This window comes from Paracoccus sp. S1E-3, from assembly GCF_013868135.1.
Classification (GTDB): domain Bacteria; phylum Pseudomonadota; class Alphaproteobacteria; order Rhodobacterales; family Rhodobacteraceae; genus Paracoccus.
This window is the reverse complement of the sequence record NZ_JACEMU010000004.1, coordinates 96,009-114,302: the sequence shown is the minus strand read 5'-3', so window position 1 is coordinate 114,302 and position 18,294 is coordinate 96,009. Positions and strand designations below refer to the sequence as shown.

The 18,294-nt window shown below is 65.1% G+C and carries 20 protein-coding genes; 15 read left to right on the top strand and 5 right to left on the bottom strand.

What is annotated here, in order from left to right:
• The first annotated feature begins 53 nt into the window (after positions 1 to 53).
• The 3 genes from H1S04_RS00605 to preA all read left to right on the top strand — a co-directional run bounded on the left by H1S04_RS00605 (position 54) and on the right by preA (position 4,506).
• Complete coding sequence (locus tag H1S04_RS00605; RefSeq protein WP_181743635.1) at positions 54 to 1,628, top strand: DHA2 family efflux MFS transporter permease subunit; 1,575 nt, start codon at positions 54 to 56, stop codon at positions 1,626 to 1,628.
• A 246-nt stretch (positions 1,629 to 1,874) separates the two neighbouring features.
• Positions 1,875 to 3,215 (top strand): NAD(P)-dependent oxidoreductase, encoded by a 1,341-nt coding sequence (locus tag H1S04_RS00600; RefSeq protein WP_181743634.1) that lies wholly within the window; start codon positions 1,875 to 1,877, stop codon positions 3,213 to 3,215.
• Positions 3,208 to 4,506, top strand: coding sequence for an NAD-dependent dihydropyrimidine dehydrogenase subunit PreA (gene preA / locus H1S04_RS00595; protein WP_181743633.1), 1,299 nt, complete (start codon positions 3,208 to 3,210; stop codon positions 4,504 to 4,506). Before H1S04_RS00600 ends, preA begins: the two co-directional genes overlap by 8 nt.
• A gap of 17 nt (positions 4,507 to 4,523) precedes the next feature.
• On the opposite strand, the gene H1S04_RS00590 is transcribed toward preA, so the two are convergent.
• The gene (locus H1S04_RS00590; RefSeq protein ID WP_181743632.1) at positions 4,524 to 5,135 is read right to left on the bottom strand and encodes a TetR family transcriptional regulator C-terminal domain-containing protein; all 612 of its coding nucleotides are present in this window, start codon (positions 5,133 to 5,135) and stop codon (positions 4,524 to 4,526) included.
• Positions 5,136 to 5,247: 112 nt separating this feature from the next.
• Between H1S04_RS00590 and H1S04_RS00585 the strand changes: the two genes are divergently transcribed.
• The 12 genes from H1S04_RS00585 to H1S04_RS00530 all read left to right on the top strand — a co-directional run bounded on the left by H1S04_RS00585 (position 5,248) and on the right by H1S04_RS00530 (position 14,281).
• On the top strand, positions 5,248 to 6,498 hold the full coding sequence (locus H1S04_RS00585; protein ID WP_181743631.1) for a Zn-dependent hydrolase: 1,251 nt from the start codon (positions 5,248 to 5,250) through the stop codon (positions 6,496 to 6,498).
• Between the two features lie 150 nt (positions 6,499 to 6,648).
• Complete coding sequence (locus H1S04_RS00580; RefSeq protein ID WP_181743630.1) at positions 6,649 to 7,119, top strand: hypothetical protein; 471 nt, start codon at positions 6,649 to 6,651, stop codon at positions 7,117 to 7,119.
• 134 nt (positions 7,120 to 7,253) lie between these two features.
• Positions 7,254 to 7,592, top strand: a complete 339-nt coding sequence (locus H1S04_RS00575; RefSeq protein WP_181743629.1) for a barstar family protein — start codon at positions 7,254 to 7,256, stop codon at positions 7,590 to 7,592.
• 10 nt (positions 7,593 to 7,602) lie between these two features.
• Positions 7,603 to 9,054: a dihydropyrimidinase gene (gene hydA / locus H1S04_RS00570; protein ID WP_181743628.1), complete on the top strand. Its 1,452-nt coding sequence runs from the start codon at positions 7,603 to 7,605 to the stop codon at positions 9,052 to 9,054.
• Position 9,055: 1 nt separating this feature from the next.
• The gene (locus H1S04_RS00565) at positions 9,056 to 9,751 is read left to right on the top strand and encodes an SDR family oxidoreductase (RefSeq protein ID WP_181743627.1); all 696 of its coding nucleotides are present in this window, start codon (positions 9,056 to 9,058) and stop codon (positions 9,749 to 9,751) included.
• Positions 9,752 to 9,910 (top strand): hypothetical protein, encoded by a 159-nt coding sequence (locus tag H1S04_RS00560; RefSeq protein WP_181743626.1) that lies wholly within the window; start codon positions 9,752 to 9,754, stop codon positions 9,908 to 9,910.
• Positions 9,910 to 10,326, top strand: coding sequence for a VOC family protein (locus tag H1S04_RS00555; protein ID WP_181743625.1), 417 nt, complete (start codon positions 9,910 to 9,912; stop codon positions 10,324 to 10,326). Before H1S04_RS00560 ends, H1S04_RS00555 begins: the two co-directional genes overlap by 1 nt.
• Positions 10,323 to 11,117 (top strand): ABC transporter ATP-binding protein, encoded by a 795-nt coding sequence (locus H1S04_RS00550; RefSeq protein ID WP_181743624.1) that lies wholly within the window; start codon positions 10,323 to 10,325, stop codon positions 11,115 to 11,117. Before H1S04_RS00555 ends, H1S04_RS00550 begins: the two co-directional genes overlap by 4 nt.
• On the top strand, positions 11,110 to 11,556 hold the full coding sequence (locus H1S04_RS00545; RefSeq protein WP_220185058.1) for a GNAT family N-acetyltransferase: 447 nt from the start codon (positions 11,110 to 11,112) through the stop codon (positions 11,554 to 11,556). The genes H1S04_RS00550 and H1S04_RS00545 overlap by 8 nt, the downstream gene beginning before the upstream one ends.
• Entirely contained in the window at positions 11,553 to 12,416 is an 864-nt protein-coding gene (locus H1S04_RS00540; protein WP_181743622.1) for an ABC transporter permease, read from the top strand. Before H1S04_RS00545 ends, H1S04_RS00540 begins: the two co-directional genes overlap by 4 nt.
• A complete protein-coding gene (locus H1S04_RS00535; RefSeq protein WP_181743621.1) occupies positions 12,413 to 13,255 on the top strand; it encodes an ABC transporter permease in 843 nt (280 codons plus the stop codon). The genes H1S04_RS00540 and H1S04_RS00535 overlap by 4 nt, the downstream gene beginning before the upstream one ends.
• Before the next feature lie 39 nt (positions 13,256 to 13,294).
• Complete coding sequence (locus tag H1S04_RS00530) at positions 13,295 to 14,281, top strand: ABC transporter substrate-binding protein (RefSeq protein WP_181743620.1); 987 nt, start codon at positions 13,295 to 13,297, stop codon at positions 14,279 to 14,281.
• A gap of 133 nt (positions 14,282 to 14,414) precedes the next feature.
• Here the strand turns inward: H1S04_RS00530 and H1S04_RS00525 are convergent, their stop codons facing one another.
• From H1S04_RS00525 to H1S04_RS00510, 4 genes are all read right to left on the bottom strand, one after another.
• Positions 14,415 to 14,900 carry a RidA family protein gene (locus H1S04_RS00525; RefSeq protein WP_181743619.1) on the bottom strand — a complete coding sequence of 162 codons (486 nt, stop codon included), beginning with the start codon at positions 14,898 to 14,900 and terminating at the stop codon, positions 14,415 to 14,417.
• A gap of 38 nt (positions 14,901 to 14,938) precedes the next feature.
• The gene (locus tag H1S04_RS00520) at positions 14,939 to 15,328 is read right to left on the bottom strand and encodes a cytochrome c (protein WP_181743618.1); all 390 of its coding nucleotides are present in this window, start codon (positions 15,326 to 15,328) and stop codon (positions 14,939 to 14,941) included.
• Between the two features lie 25 nt (positions 15,329 to 15,353).
• The gene (locus H1S04_RS00515) at positions 15,354 to 16,919 is read right to left on the bottom strand and encodes a flavin monoamine oxidase family protein (RefSeq protein WP_255435413.1); all 1,566 of its coding nucleotides are present in this window, start codon (positions 16,917 to 16,919) and stop codon (positions 15,354 to 15,356) included.
• A 328-nt stretch (positions 16,920 to 17,247) separates the two neighbouring features.
• A complete protein-coding gene (locus H1S04_RS00510; protein WP_181743616.1) occupies positions 17,248 to 18,210 on the bottom strand; it encodes a LysR family transcriptional regulator in 963 nt (320 codons plus the stop codon).
• Between the last annotated feature and the right edge of the window lie 84 nt (positions 18,211 to 18,294).

The following is an 18,294-nucleotide window of genomic DNA, read 5'->3' as shown; positions in this document are numbered from 1 at the left end:
CGAAACCGCCGCCTGTCCCGATGACAGGCGGCAGAGGGATGGAGAACCATGTCATGTCCGCGACGACCGCCACAGCAGCGCCCCCCGCCATCAAGCTGCCCGACCTGCGCGCCCTGATCGGTGTTGGCGCGGTTCTGCTGGGCACGCTGACCTCGCTTCTGAATTCGCGCCTGACCGATATCGGGCTTGCCGACATTCGGGGCGCCCTTGGCGTCGGCATGGACGAGGCCAGCTGGCTGACCACCGCCTATGTCGTGGCCGAGGTGGCCGCGATCCCCTCGGCGGTCTGGCTGCGCTCGATCCTGTCGCCGGCGCGAGGGGTGCTGATCGGCTCGCTGATCTTCACCATGGCCTCGTTTCTGGCGCCGTTCAGCCCGAACCTTCAGGTACTGATCGCCATTCAGGCCATTCGGGGCCTCAGCGCCGGGATCCTGATGCCGATGGCCTATGCGGTGGTCATGCGCCACATGCCGCAGCCGCTGCGGATCTACGCGCTGTCCTTCTATGCCTTGGTGTCGTCGCTGACCCCGGCCGTCGCCGCCAGTATCGAGGGCTGGATCATGTTCCACCTGTCATGGGAATATCTGTTCTGGATCAACGTCATTCCGGGCAGCCTGACGCTGTTGGCGGGTGCCTACGGGCTGGCCAATGATCCGATCAAGTTCCTGCGCTTCCGCCGCCATGACGGCTTCGGGCTGCTGGCGCTGTCGCTGGGGTTGGCGGCGCTGGTGACGGCACTGGACCAGGGCAACCGGCTGGACTGGTTCGGCTCGGGCCTGATCGTGGGACTGCTGGCCGCTGCCGGATTCCTGCTGGCGGCCTATCTGATCCATGCTCTGCGCCACAACGACCCCGTCGTCAGCCCCCGCCTGCTGGCCCGCGACAATATCGGGCTGAGCCTGCTGGTGATGTTCGTCATGCGAATCGGGCTGATGAGCTCGGCCTACCTGATCCCACAATATCTGATCCGCGTTCAGGGCTTCCGCGCGCTGGAAAGCGGCACCATGTTCTGGGTCTCGGCCCTGCCGCAGATCATCCTGACGCCCTTCGTGGCCTGGCTGATCTATCGGCTTGATCCGCGCAACCTGGTCGCCTTCGGCCTGCTGCTGTTCGGGGCCGGGACACTGATGCTGACCGATCTGACACATCTGTGGACGGGCGCGCAATTCCTGCCGGCGCTGCTGGTCCAATCGGTCGCGGCGCCCTTCATCGCCGTGCCACTGATGGTGCTGATGACCGAAGAGATCACCGTCCGCGAAATCCCGTGGATCGCCTCGCTGGTCCATATCACCCGCACTGTGTCGTCGGCGCTGGGACTGGCGCTGGTGGCGACCTTCACCCGCAAGCAGGAACAGCTGCATTCCGCGCTGCTGGGACTGCATGTCGAAAGCGGGTCGGCGATGGTGCAGGGCCGCATCGACGCCACCGCCAGCACGCTTGAGGCGCAGGCCGTCGACCCTGTCCTCGCGACCGGCCGCGCCACGGCAATGCTGGCCGGCACCGTCCAACGCGAGGCATTTGTGCTGGCCTATGCCGACATGTTCCTGGTGCTGGGGGTGACCCTTGTCCTGACCTCGCTGGCGACGCTGTTCATGTATCGCCCGAAACTGCCCGGCAAGTTCCTGTAAGGCGCCCAGATCATCACAGAAAACCGACAGCCGGGGATCTGCCCGGCCGTCTGCATTCGGAGGCGCGCGCTGCCTGAGCGTCTGGTCCATGCCAGTGGCAGGCCGGCTTCCGGCTCCTCCCTCCGCCCCGCAGGCGTTCGGGTTTCGCGCTCGACCGGCGGCACATCCGACCTGAAATTTTACCAATTGATAAAAAACGAACTCGTGGCATTCTGTCCCCAGCCACCGTGCATCGGGAGCCAGACCATGACCAACTCGCCTCAGACGCCCGGACTTGCCGCCGCGCGCCTGCCCGCCGAAACGATCATTGCGGGCTTTGCCAATTACGACCCCGCCATGCAGCCGCATGAGGCCGCCGTCGCCGCCGACCGCTGCTATTTCTGCTTCGACGCCCCCTGCGTCGCCGCCTGCCCCACCGACATCGACATTCCGCTGTTCATCCGCCAGATCGCCACCGGCACGCCGGAAGCGGCGGCGGTGACCATCCTGTCGTCGAACATCCTGGGCGGCATGTGCGCCCGCGTCTGCCCGACCGAAACCCTGTGCGAAGGGTCCTGCGTGCGCGAAACCGCCGAGGGCAAGCCGGTCGAGATCGGCCGTCTGCAGCGCTACGCCACCGATGTGGCCATGCAATCGCCCCAGCCTTTCGCCCGCGACACCGCCACCGGCAAGCGGGTCGCGGTGGTGGGGGCAGGCCCCTCGGGGCTCGCCGCCGCGCATCGGCTGGCCATGCGCGGCCATGACGTGACCATCTTCGAGGCGCGCCCGAAACCCGGCGGTCTGAACGAATACGGCATCGCCGCCTATAAGGCGACCGGGCAATTCGCCCTGCGCGAGATCGACTGGCTGCTGGGCATCGGCGGCATCACGCTGGAATGCGACACCGCGCTTGGCCGCGATGTCTCGCTGGAAACGCTGCGCAGGGATTTCGACGCGGTGTTTCTGGGTGTCGGGCTGGGCGGGGTGAACGATGCGGGGCTGGGGGCGCCGAACGGCGTGCTGCGCGATGCGGTCGATTTCATCGCCGAGCTGCGCCAGACGGCGGATCTGTCCGCCCTTCCGGTGGGCCGTGACGTGGTGGTCATCGGCGGCGGCATGACGGCGGTGGACGCGGCCGTGCAGTCGCGCCTGCTGGGGGCGGAAAACGTCACCATCGTCTATCGGCGCGGGCAGGACCGGATGTCGGCCTCGGGCCATGAGCAGGACCACGCGACGGCCTCGGGCGTGCGCATCCGCACCAATGCCGCCCCGGTGGCGCTGCACCGGAACGGCTCGGGCGCCGAGATCGAATTCGCCTATACCGAAGACGGCCCGTCAGGCTTGCAGCATCTGGCCGAGACCTTCCGGCTGCCCGCCGATCAGGTGCTGTCGGCCATTGGCCAGCGGCTGTCCGTCATGCCCGACGGGCTGATCGTCGCCGGCGGCAAGATCGCCGTGACCGGTCCGGGGCGCAGCGCGCTGCCGGGGGTCTGGGCCGGCGGCGACTGCACCGATGAAGGCGAGGACCTGACCGTCAGCGCCGTGGCGCAGGGTCGCGACGCGGCCGAGGATATTCACGCATGGCTGATGGGAAAAGATCATGGCTGACCTGCGCTCGAATTTCGTCGGGATCAAATCCCCCAATCCGTTCTGGCTGGCCTCGGCCCCGCCCACCGACAAGGAATACAATGTCCGCCGCGCCTATGAGGCGGGCTGGGGGGGCGTGGTGTGGAAAACCCTCGGCGCGGAAGGGCCGCCGGTCGTGAACGTCAACGGCCCGCGTTACGGCGTGGTTTACGGTGCCGACCGCCGGGTGCTGGGGCTGAACAATATCGAACTCATCACCGACCGCCCGCTGGAGGTGAACCTGCGCGAGATCAAGCAGGTCAAGCGCGACTGGCCGGACCGCGCGCTTGTCATCAGCCTGATGGTGCCCTGCGACGAAGATTCGTGGAAATCCATACTCAAGGCCATCGAGGACACCGGCGCCGACGGGGTCGAACTGAATTTCGGCTGCCCCCACGGGATGAGCGAGCGCGGCATGGGCAGCGCCGTGGGTCAGGTGCCGGAATATATCGAGATGGTGACCCGCTGGGTGAAGCAATACAGCCGCATGCCCTGCATCGTGAAGCTGACGCCCAACATCGCCGATATCCGCAAACCGGCCGAGGCCGCGAAGCGCGGCGGCGCCGATGCGGTCAGTCTGATCAACACGATCAACAGTATCACCTCGGTCGATCTGGACCTGTTCGCGCCGCAGCCGACCATCGACGGCAAGGGCGCGCATGGCGGCTATTGCGGGCCGGCGGTCAAACCCATCGCGCTGAACATGGTGGCCGAGATCGCGCGGTCGGCTGAAACGCGGGGTCTGCCGATCAGTGGAATCGGCGGCGTCACCACCTGGCGCGATGCGGCCGAATTCATGGCGCTCGGCGCCGGCAATGTGCAGGTCTGCACGGCGGCCATGACTTACGGCTTCAAGGTCGTGCAGGAGATGATCTCGGGCCTCGGCCAATATCTCGACGAGAAGGAGATCGCGCTGTCCGACCTGATCGGGCGGGCGGTGCCGAATGTGACCGACTGGCAATATCTGAACCTCAACTACACCACCAAGGCGCAGATCGATCAGGATCTCTGCATCAAATGCGGGCGCTGCTATGCCGCCTGCGAGGATACCAGCCATCAGGCCATCGCCATGCTGCCGGGCCGCGTGTTCGAGGTGAAGGACGACGAATGCGTCGCCTGCAACCTCTGCGTCGATGTCTGCCCGGTCGAGGATTGCATCACCATGCGCGAACTGCCCCTGGGCGAGACGGACCCCCGCACCGGCCGCCGGGTGGACGGGTTCGGGAACTGGACGACCCATCCCAACAACCCGATGGCAAAGGCCGCGGAATGAGCGCAGCCGGGACGCGATCAGGGGGTGAGCATCCGCCGGAACAGCGTCTCGGTGAAGCATTGGCCCTCGGCCACGGGATCGCGGCCCGGTCCCAGCACGGCCTGCACCTGCGGGGCGAAATCGGCGTAATGCTGGGTCAGCGCCCAGATCGAGAAGATGAGGTGATGGGGGTCGCTGGGCGCCAGCCGGCCGGCCTCCATCCAGACCCGGATCAGCGCCGCCTTTTCGTCGACCAGATCCCGCAGCGGACCTTCCAGCACACTGCGGATATGATCGGCCCCGCCCAGCACCTCGCCGGCGAACAGGCGGCTTTCACGGGCATGGCTGCGGCTCATCCGAAGCTTGGCGCGGATATAGGACAACATCTCCTCGATCGGATCGCCCTCGGGGTCGATGGCGCGCAGGGGTTGCAGCCAGTCCTCCAGAAGCGAGCCGAGCAGCGCCAGATAGACCGCCTCTTTCGAGGGGAAGTAATAGAGCAGATTGGGCTTCGACAGATCTGCCGCCGCCGCGATCTGGTCGAGCGTCGCCCCCCGGAAACCCTGCGCCGAAAAAACATCCAGCGCCGCGGCGAGAATTGCCTGCGTATTGCGCTTGCGGATGCGGCTCTGCGGGGCGGGGTCGGTCATCGGGCCGGGAATGTTGACATGTCTTCAGGCGCAGTTAGCGTGAATGTGCGGGCGAGGTCAAAGCCTTGACGGCCCGCAAAGCGATGGGCGCGGGCCGCAAGAGACGGGGGTGATGCGGATGGAAGGCGACAATATCAGGATCGACGGCGCGCGGCTGTGGGACAGCCTGATGGAAATGGCGAAGATCGGCCCCGGCATCGCGGGCGGCAACAACCGCCAGACCCTGACCGATGCCGATGCCGAAGGGCGCCGCCTGTTCCAGTCGTGGTGCGAGGAGGCCGGCATGACCATGGCTGTCGACCGCATGGGCAATATGTTCATGCGCCATGAGGGAACCGATCCCGAAGCCGATCCGGTCTATATCGGCAGTCATCTCGATACCCAGCCCACGGGCGGCAAATATGACGGCGTGCTGGGGGTGCTGTCGGGGTTGGAGGTCGTGCGTTCGATCCGCGACATGGGGCTGAAGACCCGCCGGCCCATCGTGGTGGTGAACTGGACGAATGAGGAGGGCACCCGTTTCGCGCCTGCCATGCTGGCCTCGGGCGTCTATGCCGGCGTCCATGACGAGGCTTTCGCCAACAGCCGCGAGGATGCCGAGGGCAAGCGTTTCGGCGATGAGTTGGACCGCATCGGCTGGCGCGGCACCGAGGATGTCGGCGGCCGGCCCCTGCATGCGATGTTCGAATATCACATCGAACAAGGGCCAATTCTTGAGGCCGAGGGCAAGCAGATCGGCGTTGTCACCCATGGTCAGGGCCTGTGGTGGTTGCAGGTCACGCTGACCGGGAAAGAGGCGCATACGGGCAGCACGCCGATGAACATGCGGGTGAATGCGGGCCTCGGCATGGCGCGGATCATCGAGGCGGTGCACCGGATCGCCATGGATCACCAGCCCGACGCCGTGGGCGCCGTCGGTCAGGCGAATGTCTATCCGAATTCGCGCAACGTGATCCCCGGCAAGGCGGTTTTCACCATCGACTTCCGCTCACCTGATCTGGCCAAGCTGAACGCAATGCGCGCGCGGCTGGAGGCGGAAGCCCCGCAGATCGCCGCCGATCTGGGCCTCGGCATCGAGATCGAGCCGGTCGGCCATTTCGACCCCGTCACCTTCGACGCGGGGCTGGTCGGCGTGGTGCGGAACGCCGCCGAGCATTTGGGCTATAGCCACATGAACATCGTCTCGGGCGCCGGCCACGACGCCTGCTGGATCAACCGCGTGGCGCCGACCGTGATGATCATGTGCCCCTGCGTGGACGGGCTGAGCCATAACGAGGCCGAGGAGATTTCGCCCGAATGGGCCGCAGCGGGGGCCGATGTGCTGCTGCATTCGGTGTTGGAAGCGGCGGAGGTGGTGCGGTGAAAACCTATCCCCGTCTGCCACCGGTCGGACCCGGATGCTTAACAACTGGCGTTAGTGGCAGGGGCCGAGGGGCTGGTGGAGGCGGTGGGGGCGGCGCTGGCTTTTCTTCAGCCATAATAAAAATCCTTTGAGGTAGATTTGCAGTATAGTGTGCTAGACGCAAAAAAAGAAGCGCTTCGTCAGACTGAACGTCGAGCCGAGGCGCAGCTTGCGTTTGCAATAGCAAGTGATCAGCGTGCAATTCAATTTTGCGCTGCACTTGGCATTGTAATCACTATTTTGGCACAAGGCGATGTTGGAACAGGTAGTGCTGCAGTTCTTAGGATCGTAGCGCTGGCCACTTTGTTGTGTGCAGCGGGTATGGCTGCTTACTCTTGCAGACCCGTAAGGCTATATTCAGCATCAGGAGAATCTAATGGTTTTTCGAACTACTATTTCCCAGAACTCTCTGAGAAATTCCTTGATGCGCTTATCACCCGGAATGACAGCGCCATCGCAAAAAACGACGTGCAGATCAGGAAAAACGGACGAGTGTTCACGAACGCGATGATCGTGGCCGCATTTGGCATAGGGCTTCTGATATTGCGCCTTTTGGTGACGACCAATCAGCAAGGAGCCTAGAAATATGACCAACACCGTTGTTAACACCCAAACCATCGCTGTCACCGACATGATTAATTGCGGGGGCTTCCGAAGCGCATTGCTGGGAGCGGCGGGTTGATGCACTCATCGGAGAACCAAACGAGGGTCGCACCATGACCAACTCCCTCGTCACCATCGACGGCGACGCCATCCCCTCGTGGCAGGCGTTCCACGACACCTTCTCCACCAAACTTGGCTTCCCCGATTTCTACGGCCGCAACATGGACGCCTGGATCGACTGCATGAGTTCGCTTGGCGATGCGGATGGCGGCCTCACCTCGGTTCATCTCGCGCCGGGCGAGGTTCTGACGATCCGGGTCACGGATCAGAAGGCGCTGCAGGACCGGCATCCCGATATCTGGGCGGGGCTCGTCGACGGCGCGGCTTTCGTCAACTGGCGCGCCATCGAATCCGGCAATCGCGCGCTGATCGCGCTGGCATATCACGACTAGGGACGGAGACATGACCACAGTCATCAAGAACGGAACCATCGTCACCGCCGATCTGACCTACAAGGCGGATGTGCTGATCGAGGACGGCAGGATCTCGGCCATTGGCAACAACCTGCAAGGCGATCAGGTGCTGGACGCGACCGGCTGCTATGTCATGCCGGGCGGGATCGACCCGCATACGCATCTGGAAATGCCCTTCATGGGCACCTATTCCGCCGACGATTTCGAATCCGGCACCCGCGCGGCGCTGGCGGGCGGGACGACGATGGTGGTCGATTTCGCGCTGCCCTCGCCGCAGCAGGGGCTGCTGGATGCGCTGCAGATGTGGGACAATAAGGTCGGCCGCGCGCATTGCGATTTCAGCTATCACATGGCGATCACCTGGTGGGGCGAGCAGGTGTTCAATGAAATGGAGGAGGTGGTGAAGCGCGGCATCACCAGCTTCAAGCATTTCATGGCCTATAAGGGCGCCTTGATGGTGAATGATGACGAGCTGTTCGCCAGCTTCCGCCGGGTGGGTGATCTGGGCGGCATCGCTCTGGTCCATGCCGAAAACGGCGATGTGGTGGCGGAACTCTCGGCGCGACTGCTGGCCGAGGGCAATACCGGGCCGGAGGCGCACGCCTATTCCCGGCCGCCGCAGGTCGAGGGCGAGGCGACGAACCGCGCCATCATGGTAGCCGACATGGCCGGGGTGCCGCTTTATGTCGTCCACACCTCTTGCGAGGACAGCCACGAGGCCATCCGGCGGGCGCGGGCGCAGGGCAAGCGCGTCTGGGGCGAGCCGCTGATCCAGCATCTGACGCTGGATGAAAGCGAATATTTCAACCCCGACTGGGACCATGCCGCCCGCCGCGTGATGTCGCCGCCCTTCCGCAACAAGCTGCATCAGGACAGTCTGTGGGCCGGGCTGCAATCGGGCAGCCTGTCTGTGGTGGCGACGGATCACTGCGCCTTCACCACCGACCAGAAACGCACCGGCCTCGGCGATTTCACCAAGATCCCGAACGGCACCGGGGGGCTGGAGGACCGGATGCCGATGCTGTGGACGCATGGGGTGAATACCGGCCGGCTGACGCCGAATGAATTCGTCGCCGTCACCTCGACCAATATCGCCAAGATCCTGAACATGTATCCGAAGAAAGGCGCTGTGCTGGTCGGAAGTGACGCCGATCTGGTAGTTTGGGATCCGGCGGCGGAAAAGACGATCAGTGCCGGTAGCCAGCAATCATCCATTGATTACAATGTGTTCGAGGGGCAGCATGTGAAGGGCCTGCCGCGCTTCACCCTGACGCGCGGCGTGGTCGCCGTGACCGAGGGCAAGGTCGACAGCCGCGAGGGCCATGGCGAATTCGTCGCCCGCGAGCCGCGCGGGACGGTGAACCGGGCGCTGAGTGCGTGGAAGGAACTCACCGCGCCAAGGCCGGTGGAACGATCAGGCATTCCGGCGACGGGGGTCTAGGATGAAGGTTGCACTGATCATCGGCGGCGGGTCCGGCATGGGGGCGGGTGCGGCCCGCGCGCTGGCGGCGGATGGCTATGCGGTCGGTGTGCTCTCCTCCTCCGGCAAGGGCGAGGCGCTGGCGCGGGATCTGGGCGGCATCGGCGTCACCGGCAGCAACCAGAACGAGGCCGATATCGCCCGGCTGGTCGATCTGGCGCAGGAACGCTGGGGGCGGGTGGATGTGCTGGTCAACTCGGCCGGGCACGGGCCGCGCAAGTCGCTGCTGGAACTGACCGACGCGGACTGGCATCGCGGCTTTGACGTCTACTTCCTGAATGTCGTCCGCGCCGTGCGGCTGGTCACGCCGGTGATGGAGCGTCAGGGCGGCGGTGCCATCGTCAATATCTCGACCGCATGGGCGTTCGAGCCGGCACCGTTGTTCCCGACCTCGGCGGTCGCGCGGGCCGGGCTTGCGGCCTATACCAAGCTGTTCGCCGACGAATATGCCGCGCGCAATATCCGCATGAACAACGTGCTGCCGGGCTGGATCGACAGCCTGCCGAAGCAGGACGAACGATCCGCCATGGTGCCGATGAAGCGGTACGGCACCGTGGAGGAGATCGCCCGGACGGCGGCCTTTCTGGCCTCGGACGGGGCCGGATACATCACCGGGCAGAACATCAGGGTCGATGGCGGCCTGATGAGAGGGGTGTGAATGCGGTCGCGTGCGGATAGCGGCGCTGCGGTCGCCGGTGGCGGCAACGGACAAAGCGGCATCGCCCGCGCGCCGGGCGTCACACCTGACCGGGCACTGTCGGCACGGACGAAACGGGCCACGCCAGGGCCGGAAAAACCGGCGATGGGGGTGCGCTGATGCCAACGATGCTGGGCGTTCTGGAGGCCGCGCTCTATGCCGACGATCTCGATGCCGCGCGGGGCTTCTATGGCGACGTCGTCGGGCTTGAGGTCATCACGGCCAAGGAGGGGCGGCATGTCTTCTTCCGCTGCGGCGCCACCGTCGTGCTGATCTTTCGCGCCGAGGCGACGCGCGAGCCGCCCCCGCCAGACGCCCTGCCGGTGCCCCCCCACGGTGCCGAGGGGGCCGGGCATCTGTGCTTTTCGGTGCCCATGGCGGCGCTGGATGACTGGGTGGACCGGCTGACCGGCGCGGGCGTCGCGGTCGAGAGCGACTTTCGCTGGCCGAATGGCGCACGCTCGGTCTATGTCCGCGATCCGGCAGGAAACTCGGTCGAATTCGCCTCGCCAAAACTGTGGGATATGCCGGAATGACGAATGCCAATGCTGCCGATCCGGTCATTGAAGCGCGCGGGATCGACCTGACCTTCCCGACCGCCGACGGCCCGGTCCATGCGCTGAAGGGCGTCGATCTGACCATCAACCGGGGCGATTTCGTCAGCTTCATCGGGCCGTCGGGCTGCGGCAAGACCACGCTTCTGCGCACCATCGCCGCCCTTGAAACCCCGACCGGCGGCGCGCTGAGCGTGAACGGCATGACCCCGGACGCGGCGCGCCGCGCCCGCGCCTACGGCTATGTCTTTCAGGCGCCGGGGCTGTATCCGTGGCGGACGATCGCGAAGAATATCTCGCTGCCCTTGGAGATCATGGGCTTTTCGAAGCCCGACCGGGCCGAACGGATCGCCCGCGTGCTGGATCTGGTCGATCTGAAGGGCTTTGGCGGCAAATATCCGTGGCAGCTTTCCGGCGGGATGCAGCAGCGCGCCAGCATTGCCCGCGCGCTGTCCTTCGACGCCGATATCCTGCTGATGGACGAACCCTTCGGCGCGCTGGATGAGATCGTCCGCGACCGCCTGAACGAGGCGCTGCTGGAGCTGTGGGCGCGCACCGGCAAGACCATCGCCTTTGTCACCCATTCCATCCCCGAGGCGGTCTATCTGTCCACCCGCATCGTCGTCATGTCGCCGCGTCCGGGTCGGATCACCGACATCATCGACAGCCCCCTGCCGCGCCATCGCCCGCTGGAGATCCGCGACTCCCCCGAATTTCTGGCCATCGCCCACCGCGTCCGCGAGGGGCTGCGCGCGGGACATGCCTATGAGTGACGCTGCCCCCACCTTGCGTCCGGCACGCCCGCAGGACGCGGGTGCCTGTGCGGAGATCCCGAACGGCTGGATCGACGCCACCCCCTGGATGCCGCGCATCCATAGCGCCGAAGCGGTCCGGCAGCGCTACCGCGAGGTCGTGATCCCCCGGCGCAATGTCCTCGTCGCCACGCATGGCGGCGCGGTTGCCGGCTTTCTGGCCATTGATGAGGCCGAGATCACCTCGTTCTACATGCGCCTCCCCGGTCGGAGGATCGGCGCGGCGCTGCTCGGGGCGGCGAAGACGGGCCGAATGCGGCTCTCGCTCTGGACCTTTCAGGCCAATCGGGGCGCGCGCCGCTTCTATCTCCGCGAAGGCTTTCGCGAGGTCGCCCGCACTGCGGGCGAGAACGAGGAAGGCCTGCCCGATGTTCAATATCTCTGGGAAGGGACGCCATGACCCGCGTGCTGCCCGTCCTGACCGTGTTGGCGGCCATCGTGGTGGTCTGGTATCTGGCGGCGGTCGGGCTGAACATGAACTGGGCGCGCCAGCAGCTGGAGCGCGATGGCGTCACCGCCACCATGCCCGCGCTGATCGGCAATACCATGGCACAGGAACGCCCGGTGCTGCCGGCACCGCATCAGGTCGCCGCCGGGCTGTGGGAAGGCATCGCCGGGCAGAAGATCACCTCGAAACGCAGTCTGGTCTGGCATGCCTGGGTCACGCTGTCGGCGACGCTGGCGGGCTTTGCCATCGGCACGCTGGCGGGGGGCCTGCTGGCGGTGGGCATCGTGCACAACCGGGCGATGGATCAGTCGGTGATGCCCTGGGCGGTGGCCAGCCAGACGGTGCCGATCCTCGCCATCGCGCCGATGGTGATCGTGGTGCTGGCCAGTGCCGGGGTGACGGGGCTGCTGCCGAAGGCGATCATCTCGGCCTGGCTCAGCTTCTTTCCGGTTCTGGTCGGCATGGTGAAGGGGTTGCGCAGCCCGGATGCGATGCAGCTGGACCAGATGCGATCGTGGAATGCCTCGGCCGCGCAGGTGTTCTGGCGGCTGCGGCTGCCCTCGGCGATGCCCTATCTGTTCGCCAGCCTCAAGGTCGCCATTGCCGCCAGCCTCGTCGGCACCATCGTGGGCGAGCTGCCCGCCGGGGCCACCGCGGGTCTGGGCGCGCGGCTGCTGTCGGGCAGCTATTATGGCCAGACGGTGCAGATCTGGTCGGCGCTGTTCACAGCGGCGGCCCTAGCCGCGCTGCTGGTGCTGATCGTCGGCTGGATCGAGCGGATCACCCTGCGCCGCATGGGGCTGGATCGATGAGCGCGGCGCTGCCCATCCTCGCGGTCTGGCTGGGGGCCTGGGGGCTGAACGCGTGGCTGGCGCGTTTCGACACCCGGCTGACCCGGATTCTGGTGGCGCTGATCTTCGGGGCCACCGTCCTGATCCTGTGGGAGATGATTACCCGTATCTACAACGTCCCCCCGGTGATCCTGCCGCCGCCCTCGCAGATCGCGCGGGCTTTCACGGACAACCTGCCGCTGCTCTGGGGCGATTTTGTCCAGACCATCCTGAAAGGCGCACTCTCGGGTTGGGTGATGGGCGCGGTGGCCGCCATCGGCACCGCCATCGCCATCGACCGCAGCCCCTTCCTGCAGCGCGGCCTGCTGCCGGTGGGCAATTTCGTCGCCGCCCTGCCGATCATCGGGATCGCGCCCATTCTGGTCATGTGGTTCGGCTTCGACTGGCAATCGAAGGCTGCCGTGGTGGTGGTGATGGTCTTCTTCCCCATTCTCGTGAACACCATGGCCGGCCTTGCCGCCACCGACCCGTTGCAGCGTGACCTGATCGCGGGCTGGAATGCCGGCTATTGGCAGGCGCTGTGGAAGCTGCGGCTGCCGGCGGCGTTGCCTTTCATCTTCAACGGCTTGAAGATCGCCACCACGCTGGCCCTGATCGGTGCTATCGTGGCCGAGTTCTTCGGCAGTCCGACGCGCGGCATGGGGTTCCGCATCTCGACCGCGGTGGGACAGCTGAATCTGGCCCTCGTCTGGGCGGAAATCCTCGTCGCGGCACTGGCGGGAACGGCCTTTTACGGGCTGGTCGCCCTGGTCGAGCGGCGCCTGACCTTCTGGCATCCAAGCCAGCGGAAGCAATCATAACACCGGGGCGCGCATGACCCCGCCAACAAGGAGCGAAAGATGAAGACCCTGATGACAAGTCTTGCCGCAACCCTGCTGCCGGTCACGGCGGCGCTGGCGGCGGATGATGTGACGCTGCAGCTGAAATGGGTCACCCAGGCCCAGTTCGCGGGCTATTACGTCGCCCTCGACAAGGGCTTTTACGAGGCCGAGGACCTGAACGTCACCATCAAGCCCGGCGGCCCGGATATCGCGCCGCCGCAGGTGATGGCGGGGGGCGGCGCCGATGTGATGGTGGACTGGATGCCTTCGGCGCTGGCGGCGCGCGAAAAGGGCCTGCCGCTGGTCAATATCGCCCAGCCCTTCAAGGCGTCGGGGATGATGCTGACCTGCCGCGCCGACAGCGGCGTCAAGACGCCCGAGGATTTCAAGGGCAAAGTGCTGGGCGTCTGGTTCGGCGGCAATGAATATCCGTTCCTGACCTGGATGGCGACGCTGGGGCTGCCCACCACCGGCGGCGCCGATGGGGTCGAGGTGCTGAAACAGGGCTTCAACGTGGATCCGCTGCTGCAGAAGCAGGCGGCCTGCATCAGCACGATGACCTATAACGAATACTGGCAGCTGATCGAGGCCGGCATGAAACCCGAGGAGCTGGTCACCTTCAAATACGAAGATGAAGGCGTGGCGACGCTGGAGGACGGGCTTTACGTGATGGAGGACAAGCTGGCTGATCCGGCCTTCGTCGACAAGATGGCCCGCTTCGTGAAGGCCAGCATGGAGGGCTGGAAATACGCCGAGGAACATCCCGACGAAGCCGCCGAAATCGTGCTGGAACATGACGAGACCGGCGCCCAGACCGAGGAACATCAGAAGCGCATGATGTCGGAAATCGCCAAGCTGACCGCGGGATCGGACGGCGCGCTCGATCCGGCGGATGCCGACCGCACGGTGAAGATTCTGATGGCGGGCGGCTCTGATCCGGTGATTTCCAAGGCACCCGAAGGGGCCTGGTCCTCCGTTGTCACGGACGCGGCGTTGAAGCCGTAAGGCGCGGGTGACCGCGGCCGCCGGGATGACGCCGGGCGGCCGTTCCGATAAGGCGGCCCGAAACCCTTCGGCAACGAAAAAGGCGCGGCAGTCCGACTGCCGCGCCTGATTTCTGCGGTCGCCCTGTAATGGATCAGGGACGGACGGCGGTGACCTCGATCTCGACCAGCCAGTTGGGGTTGACCAGCTGATCGACGATCATCGCCGAACGGGCCGGCAGGTTGGGCTGCTCGGCCGTGCCGAAGAACTGGGTATAGCCCTCCATGAAGCCGGCGAAATCGGCCGGGGCGCCTTCGGGCGCGACCAGGAAGACCTGCATCTTGACCACGTCCCCCATGGTCAGGCCCAGATCCTTCAGGCTGGCGTCAATGCCGTTCAGCACGCTGACGGTCTGGGTCTTGGTGTCGCCCCAGGCCTCGGGCGTGGCCGGATCGGCGGCGGCGTCAGCCACCGAGGGCACCGCACCGCTGAGATAGACCGTCGTCTTGCCAGCCGGGATCTCCACCGCGCGCGCAATGGGGAAATCGGAATCGGGCAGCTTGTGACGGATCACGTCCTGCGCCTGAGCGAACATCGGCAGCAGGGCCAGGGCGGCGGCCAGGGCAAATGATTTCTTCATCTGATATCCTTTCAATAGGTGTTGGACACGCGGCCGCCTCAGCGCGCGGCGGCCACGTCTTCGGCGGTTGTCTCGCCTTCGTAATTATTGCCAAGATTGTGGCGAATGTAATTCACGACAGCGGCAATCTGCGCGTCATCCATGACATCGCCGACCGGCGGCATCGCCTTCTGACCGTGGAGGATCAGATAGATCGGGTAATCCGGCGTCTCGAGATTGGCGTTGCCCGCCAGCGCAGGGTACTGACCCGCACCGACGGCGCCCTGCCCGTCAGGCATATGGCAGCCCGAGCAGATGGCGTTATAGATCGCCTTGCCTTCGGTCTGCGGCAGTTTGGCCGCGGTTCCGCTTTGGACGAAATCCTGCGCCGAGGCCGCGCCCGCAAGCACTGTCACCGCGGCGAAGACCGCCAGAGAAATGCGTTTCATGGCTGTAATCTCCTTTCCTGGGGCGTTAGCCGCCGATGACATGCTTGTGCAGACGCTCGATCGCGTTCAGCGCCGACAGGATCGCCCCCTCCTGCCATGCCGGCAGATAGGAGATATGCTCGCCCGCCATCAACGTGCGCTGATCCATCTGGCAGGCGATCGGGTAATATTCCTCCTGATTGCGCCAGATGCCATAGCAGCCCAGCGTCCACGGCACCCGGTGCCAGGCGACCGCCACCCCGCTGGAGAATTCGTCGCGATATTGCGGGTGGATCTGCGACCCGAATTCCAGCGCGCGCTCGATCCGTTCGGCGGGTGGGACGGCGCTGAACTGATAGGCCGCAGCACCCCAGGAATAGGTCGCCAGCAGCACGCCCGGCCCGTCGCTGAAGAAATTGGTCGACGGATAGGAAATCAGCGTGATCGGCAGGTTGGTATAGGTGATCCCGCCATAGATGTGATCGTCCTGTTCCCAGAAGCGGCGCTTGAATTCCAGACCGATCTTGATCGAGGCCTCGTAATAGACATCCTCGATCGCCGCGGTCATCTCGGACGAGAAATTGTGGTCGATCTGCCCGAGGATCGAGAACGGGATCGTGCAGATGCAGTAATTGGCGCTGACGGTCTGTTCTTCGGTGCCGCCATTGCTGTCGACATAGGCGGCCTCGACGCCGGTTTCGCTGCCGCGGATGCGGATGACCTTGGCATTATAGGTGATGACTTCGCCCAGTTCGCGGGCGAAGGCCTGGGCGATCATGTCCATACCGCCGACCGGCTGGAAGATGGCCGCCTGGTGGTCGATGGATTCGCCGGTGATGAGGTCGTTCCACAACCGGCCCTGAAGAATGTCGCTGAGCGAGATCGTGTCCGAAGGCACCCCCGGCCCTTCGGTGCCGCCGCCCGGATCCTTCTCCCAGCCGCGATACAGCGACACCGCGTCCGATTTCACATAGGCGAGATCGTCGTTCAGCACCCCGTATTTCTTCAGCGAGGCGACCAGCATTTCAGCATCCGCGTCGGTGACCAGCCCGTCCAGCTTCTTCTGGTCAACGGCCTTGGCCAGCAGCTCGGCGATCTGGCCGCGATAATCGGCCTGAATCTGCTTGAAGCGCTGCGGCTTGCCGTCAAACGCCTCCGAGTTATGCAGATAGGCGTTCCAGTTGATCTGGATGAACGGCTCCAGCTTGACGCCGAAGCGCTTGCAGTAATCCAGCACCGCGTAGTGATCCGAGGGGATGCGCCAGGGGCCGGGATTGACGTAGTTCCCTTCGGCGAATTTCACCTCCTGGGTTTCGCCGCCCAGTTCGGTATAGGTATCGCCGCCGCGCAGCGTCCAGCACCGGCCGCCGGCCTTCTCGCGGTATTCCAGCACCTTCACGTCATAGCCGGCATTGCGCAGTTCATAGGCGGCGGTCATCCCCGCCAGACCTGCACCCAGCACCAGCACCGAGGTCCCCTTGGGGTCCCCTTCCAGCTTGATCGGCCCCTTGTAGTCGGATGTCGCGGCGTAGCCCATGCCCGACATGGCCGCATACATCGCCGAGGCCCCCGCTGTCATCCCGACCATCGTCAAAAGGTCGCGGCGTGACATGCCACTTGAATTGATTGTCATGTGGTTCTCCAGCCAATGCAGAAACTCCGTGGCGATATGTCACGTTGAATTCGTGGCATTCTGCCATGCCCGAGACTGATCCCGACTTGAGAAAAGTTGCAAGACGCATTCGGGATTATTTTGTCCGACTTCCGTTAATAGCATGTTATTCATCAGCAAATCTCCCGCTGCGGTAGTATTTTGGGCCTCCAGAATCAACCTGCACCCCCATCCCGGCCTTTGCTGGCCCCCGCGCCTGCCAAGGCCGGACGGGCAGGTCCGGCGCCACCCAGCCCCTGCACATCCGGGGATGTCCTGAAGCCGGGCGTCAGATCGGGACGGTCGCTTCGGGAAAGGATCGGCACTCCGACCGGCGCGGCCGAGGGCTACGGGCCCCGGAGGCACCGGCAAGCTGCGCGCCGGTCTGACGCGCCAGCTCCAGAAAGCCGGCGATGTAATCGATCTCCTCCTCGCCCTTACGGACGCCGATATGCAGCGCCATGCCGATCCCCGCGCCGGGGCGGACGGCGCGGATCGGCAGGGTCGCGCCCTCGTCGCGCAGGATCCAGTCGGGCACCGCGCTGAGACCGCGCCCGGCGGCGACCAGTTGCAGCATCATCTCGGTCGTCTCAACCGTGCGGTGACGGCGCGGCAGGCAGTTACCGGGGACCAGAAAGCGGGTGAAGATGTCCAGCCGCTCGGGCGCGACGGGATAGGTGATCAGCGTCTCGGCGGTCAGATCCTGCGGCTGGGCCACGTGCTGAAGCGGGTGGTCCTGCGGAACCGCCAGCACCAGATCATAAGCGAAAACCCGCGTGTAATGGATGCCCGGCAGATCCAGCGGATCGGGGGTGATCAGCAGGTCGATCTCGTGCCCCAGAAGCGCGCCGATGCCGCCGAAGCGAAAGGCGGTGCGCAGGTCCAGATCCACGTCCGGCCATGCCGCCAGATAGGGTCCCACCACCCGCATCAGCCATTGCTGGCAGGGATGGCATTCCATGCCCGCGCGCAGGGCGCCGCGATGGCCTTGGGCGAATTCGGCCAATACGCGCTCGGCATGGTCGATCTGCGGCAGCACCCGCTGCGCCAAGGCCAGCAGATATTCGCCTGCCTGGGTCAGCCGCAGACCGCGCCCTTCCTTCTGCCAGACCCGGATGCGGTGACGCTCCTCGAACTTGCGGATGGTGTGGGACAGCGCCGATTGGGTCAGGTGCAGCCGGTCGGCGGCGGCGGTGACCGATCCGGTGCGGTCGACCTCGCGCAGGATGGCAAGGTGCTGGCGGTCGAGCATTGATGAGCCTCATTCATGGATTGATGATTTAATGCCATTTCCGCTCATGCAACGCATCCCCTAGTTTCGCCCCGACACATCAAT

Coding starts and splice junctions, on each gene's coding strand:
- H1S04_RS00530 (WP_181743620.1), top strand. CDS start 13,295: ATGAAGACCCTGATGACAAGTCTTGCCGCAACCCTGCTGCCGGTCACG.
- H1S04_RS00510 (WP_181743616.1), bottom strand. CDS start 18,210: ATGCTCGACCGCCAGCACCTTGCCATCCTGCGCGAGGTCGACCGCACC.
- H1S04_RS00565 (WP_181743627.1), top strand. CDS start 9,056: ATGAAGGTTGCACTGATCATCGGCGGCGGGTCCGGCATGGGGGCGGGT.
- H1S04_RS00545 (WP_220185058.1), top strand. CDS start 11,110: ATGAGTGACGCTGCCCCCACCTTGCGTCCGGCACGCCCGCAGGACGCG.
- H1S04_RS00550 (WP_181743624.1), top strand. CDS start 10,323: ATGACGAATGCCAATGCTGCCGATCCGGTCATTGAAGCGCGCGGGATC.
- preA (WP_181743633.1), top strand. CDS start 3,208: ATGGCTGACCTGCGCTCGAATTTCGTCGGGATCAAATCCCCCAATCCG.
- hydA (WP_181743628.1), top strand. CDS start 7,603: ATGACCACAGTCATCAAGAACGGAACCATCGTCACCGCCGATCTGACC.
- H1S04_RS00540 (WP_181743622.1), top strand. CDS start 11,553: ATGACCCGCGTGCTGCCCGTCCTGACCGTGTTGGCGGCCATCGTGGTG.
- H1S04_RS00535 (WP_181743621.1), top strand. CDS start 12,413: ATGAGCGCGGCGCTGCCCATCCTCGCGGTCTGGCTGGGGGCCTGGGGG.
- H1S04_RS00560 (WP_181743626.1), top strand. CDS start 9,752: ATGCGGTCGCGTGCGGATAGCGGCGCTGCGGTCGCCGGTGGCGGCAAC.
- H1S04_RS00555 (WP_181743625.1), top strand. CDS start 9,910: ATGCCAACGATGCTGGGCGTTCTGGAGGCCGCGCTCTATGCCGACGAT.
- H1S04_RS00575 (WP_181743629.1), top strand. CDS start 7,254: ATGACCAACTCCCTCGTCACCATCGACGGCGACGCCATCCCCTCGTGG.
- H1S04_RS00600 (WP_181743634.1), top strand. CDS start 1,875: ATGACCAACTCGCCTCAGACGCCCGGACTTGCCGCCGCGCGCCTGCCC.
- H1S04_RS00585 (WP_181743631.1), top strand. CDS start 5,248: ATGCGGATGGAAGGCGACAATATCAGGATCGACGGCGCGCGGCTGTGG.
- H1S04_RS00590 (WP_181743632.1), bottom strand. CDS start 5,135: ATGACCGACCCCGCCCCGCAGAGCCGCATCCGCAAGCGCAATACGCAG.
- H1S04_RS00605 (WP_181743635.1), top strand. CDS start 54: ATGTCCGCGACGACCGCCACAGCAGCGCCCCCCGCCATCAAGCTGCCC.
- H1S04_RS00525 (WP_181743619.1), bottom strand. CDS start 14,900: ATGAAGAAATCATTTGCCCTGGCCGCCGCCCTGGCCCTGCTGCCGATG.
- H1S04_RS00515 (WP_255435413.1), bottom strand. CDS start 16,919: ATGTCACGCCGCGACCTTTTGACGATGGTCGGGATGACAGCGGGGGCC.
- H1S04_RS00520 (WP_181743618.1), bottom strand. CDS start 15,328: ATGAAACGCATTTCTCTGGCGGTCTTCGCCGCGGTGACAGTGCTTGCG.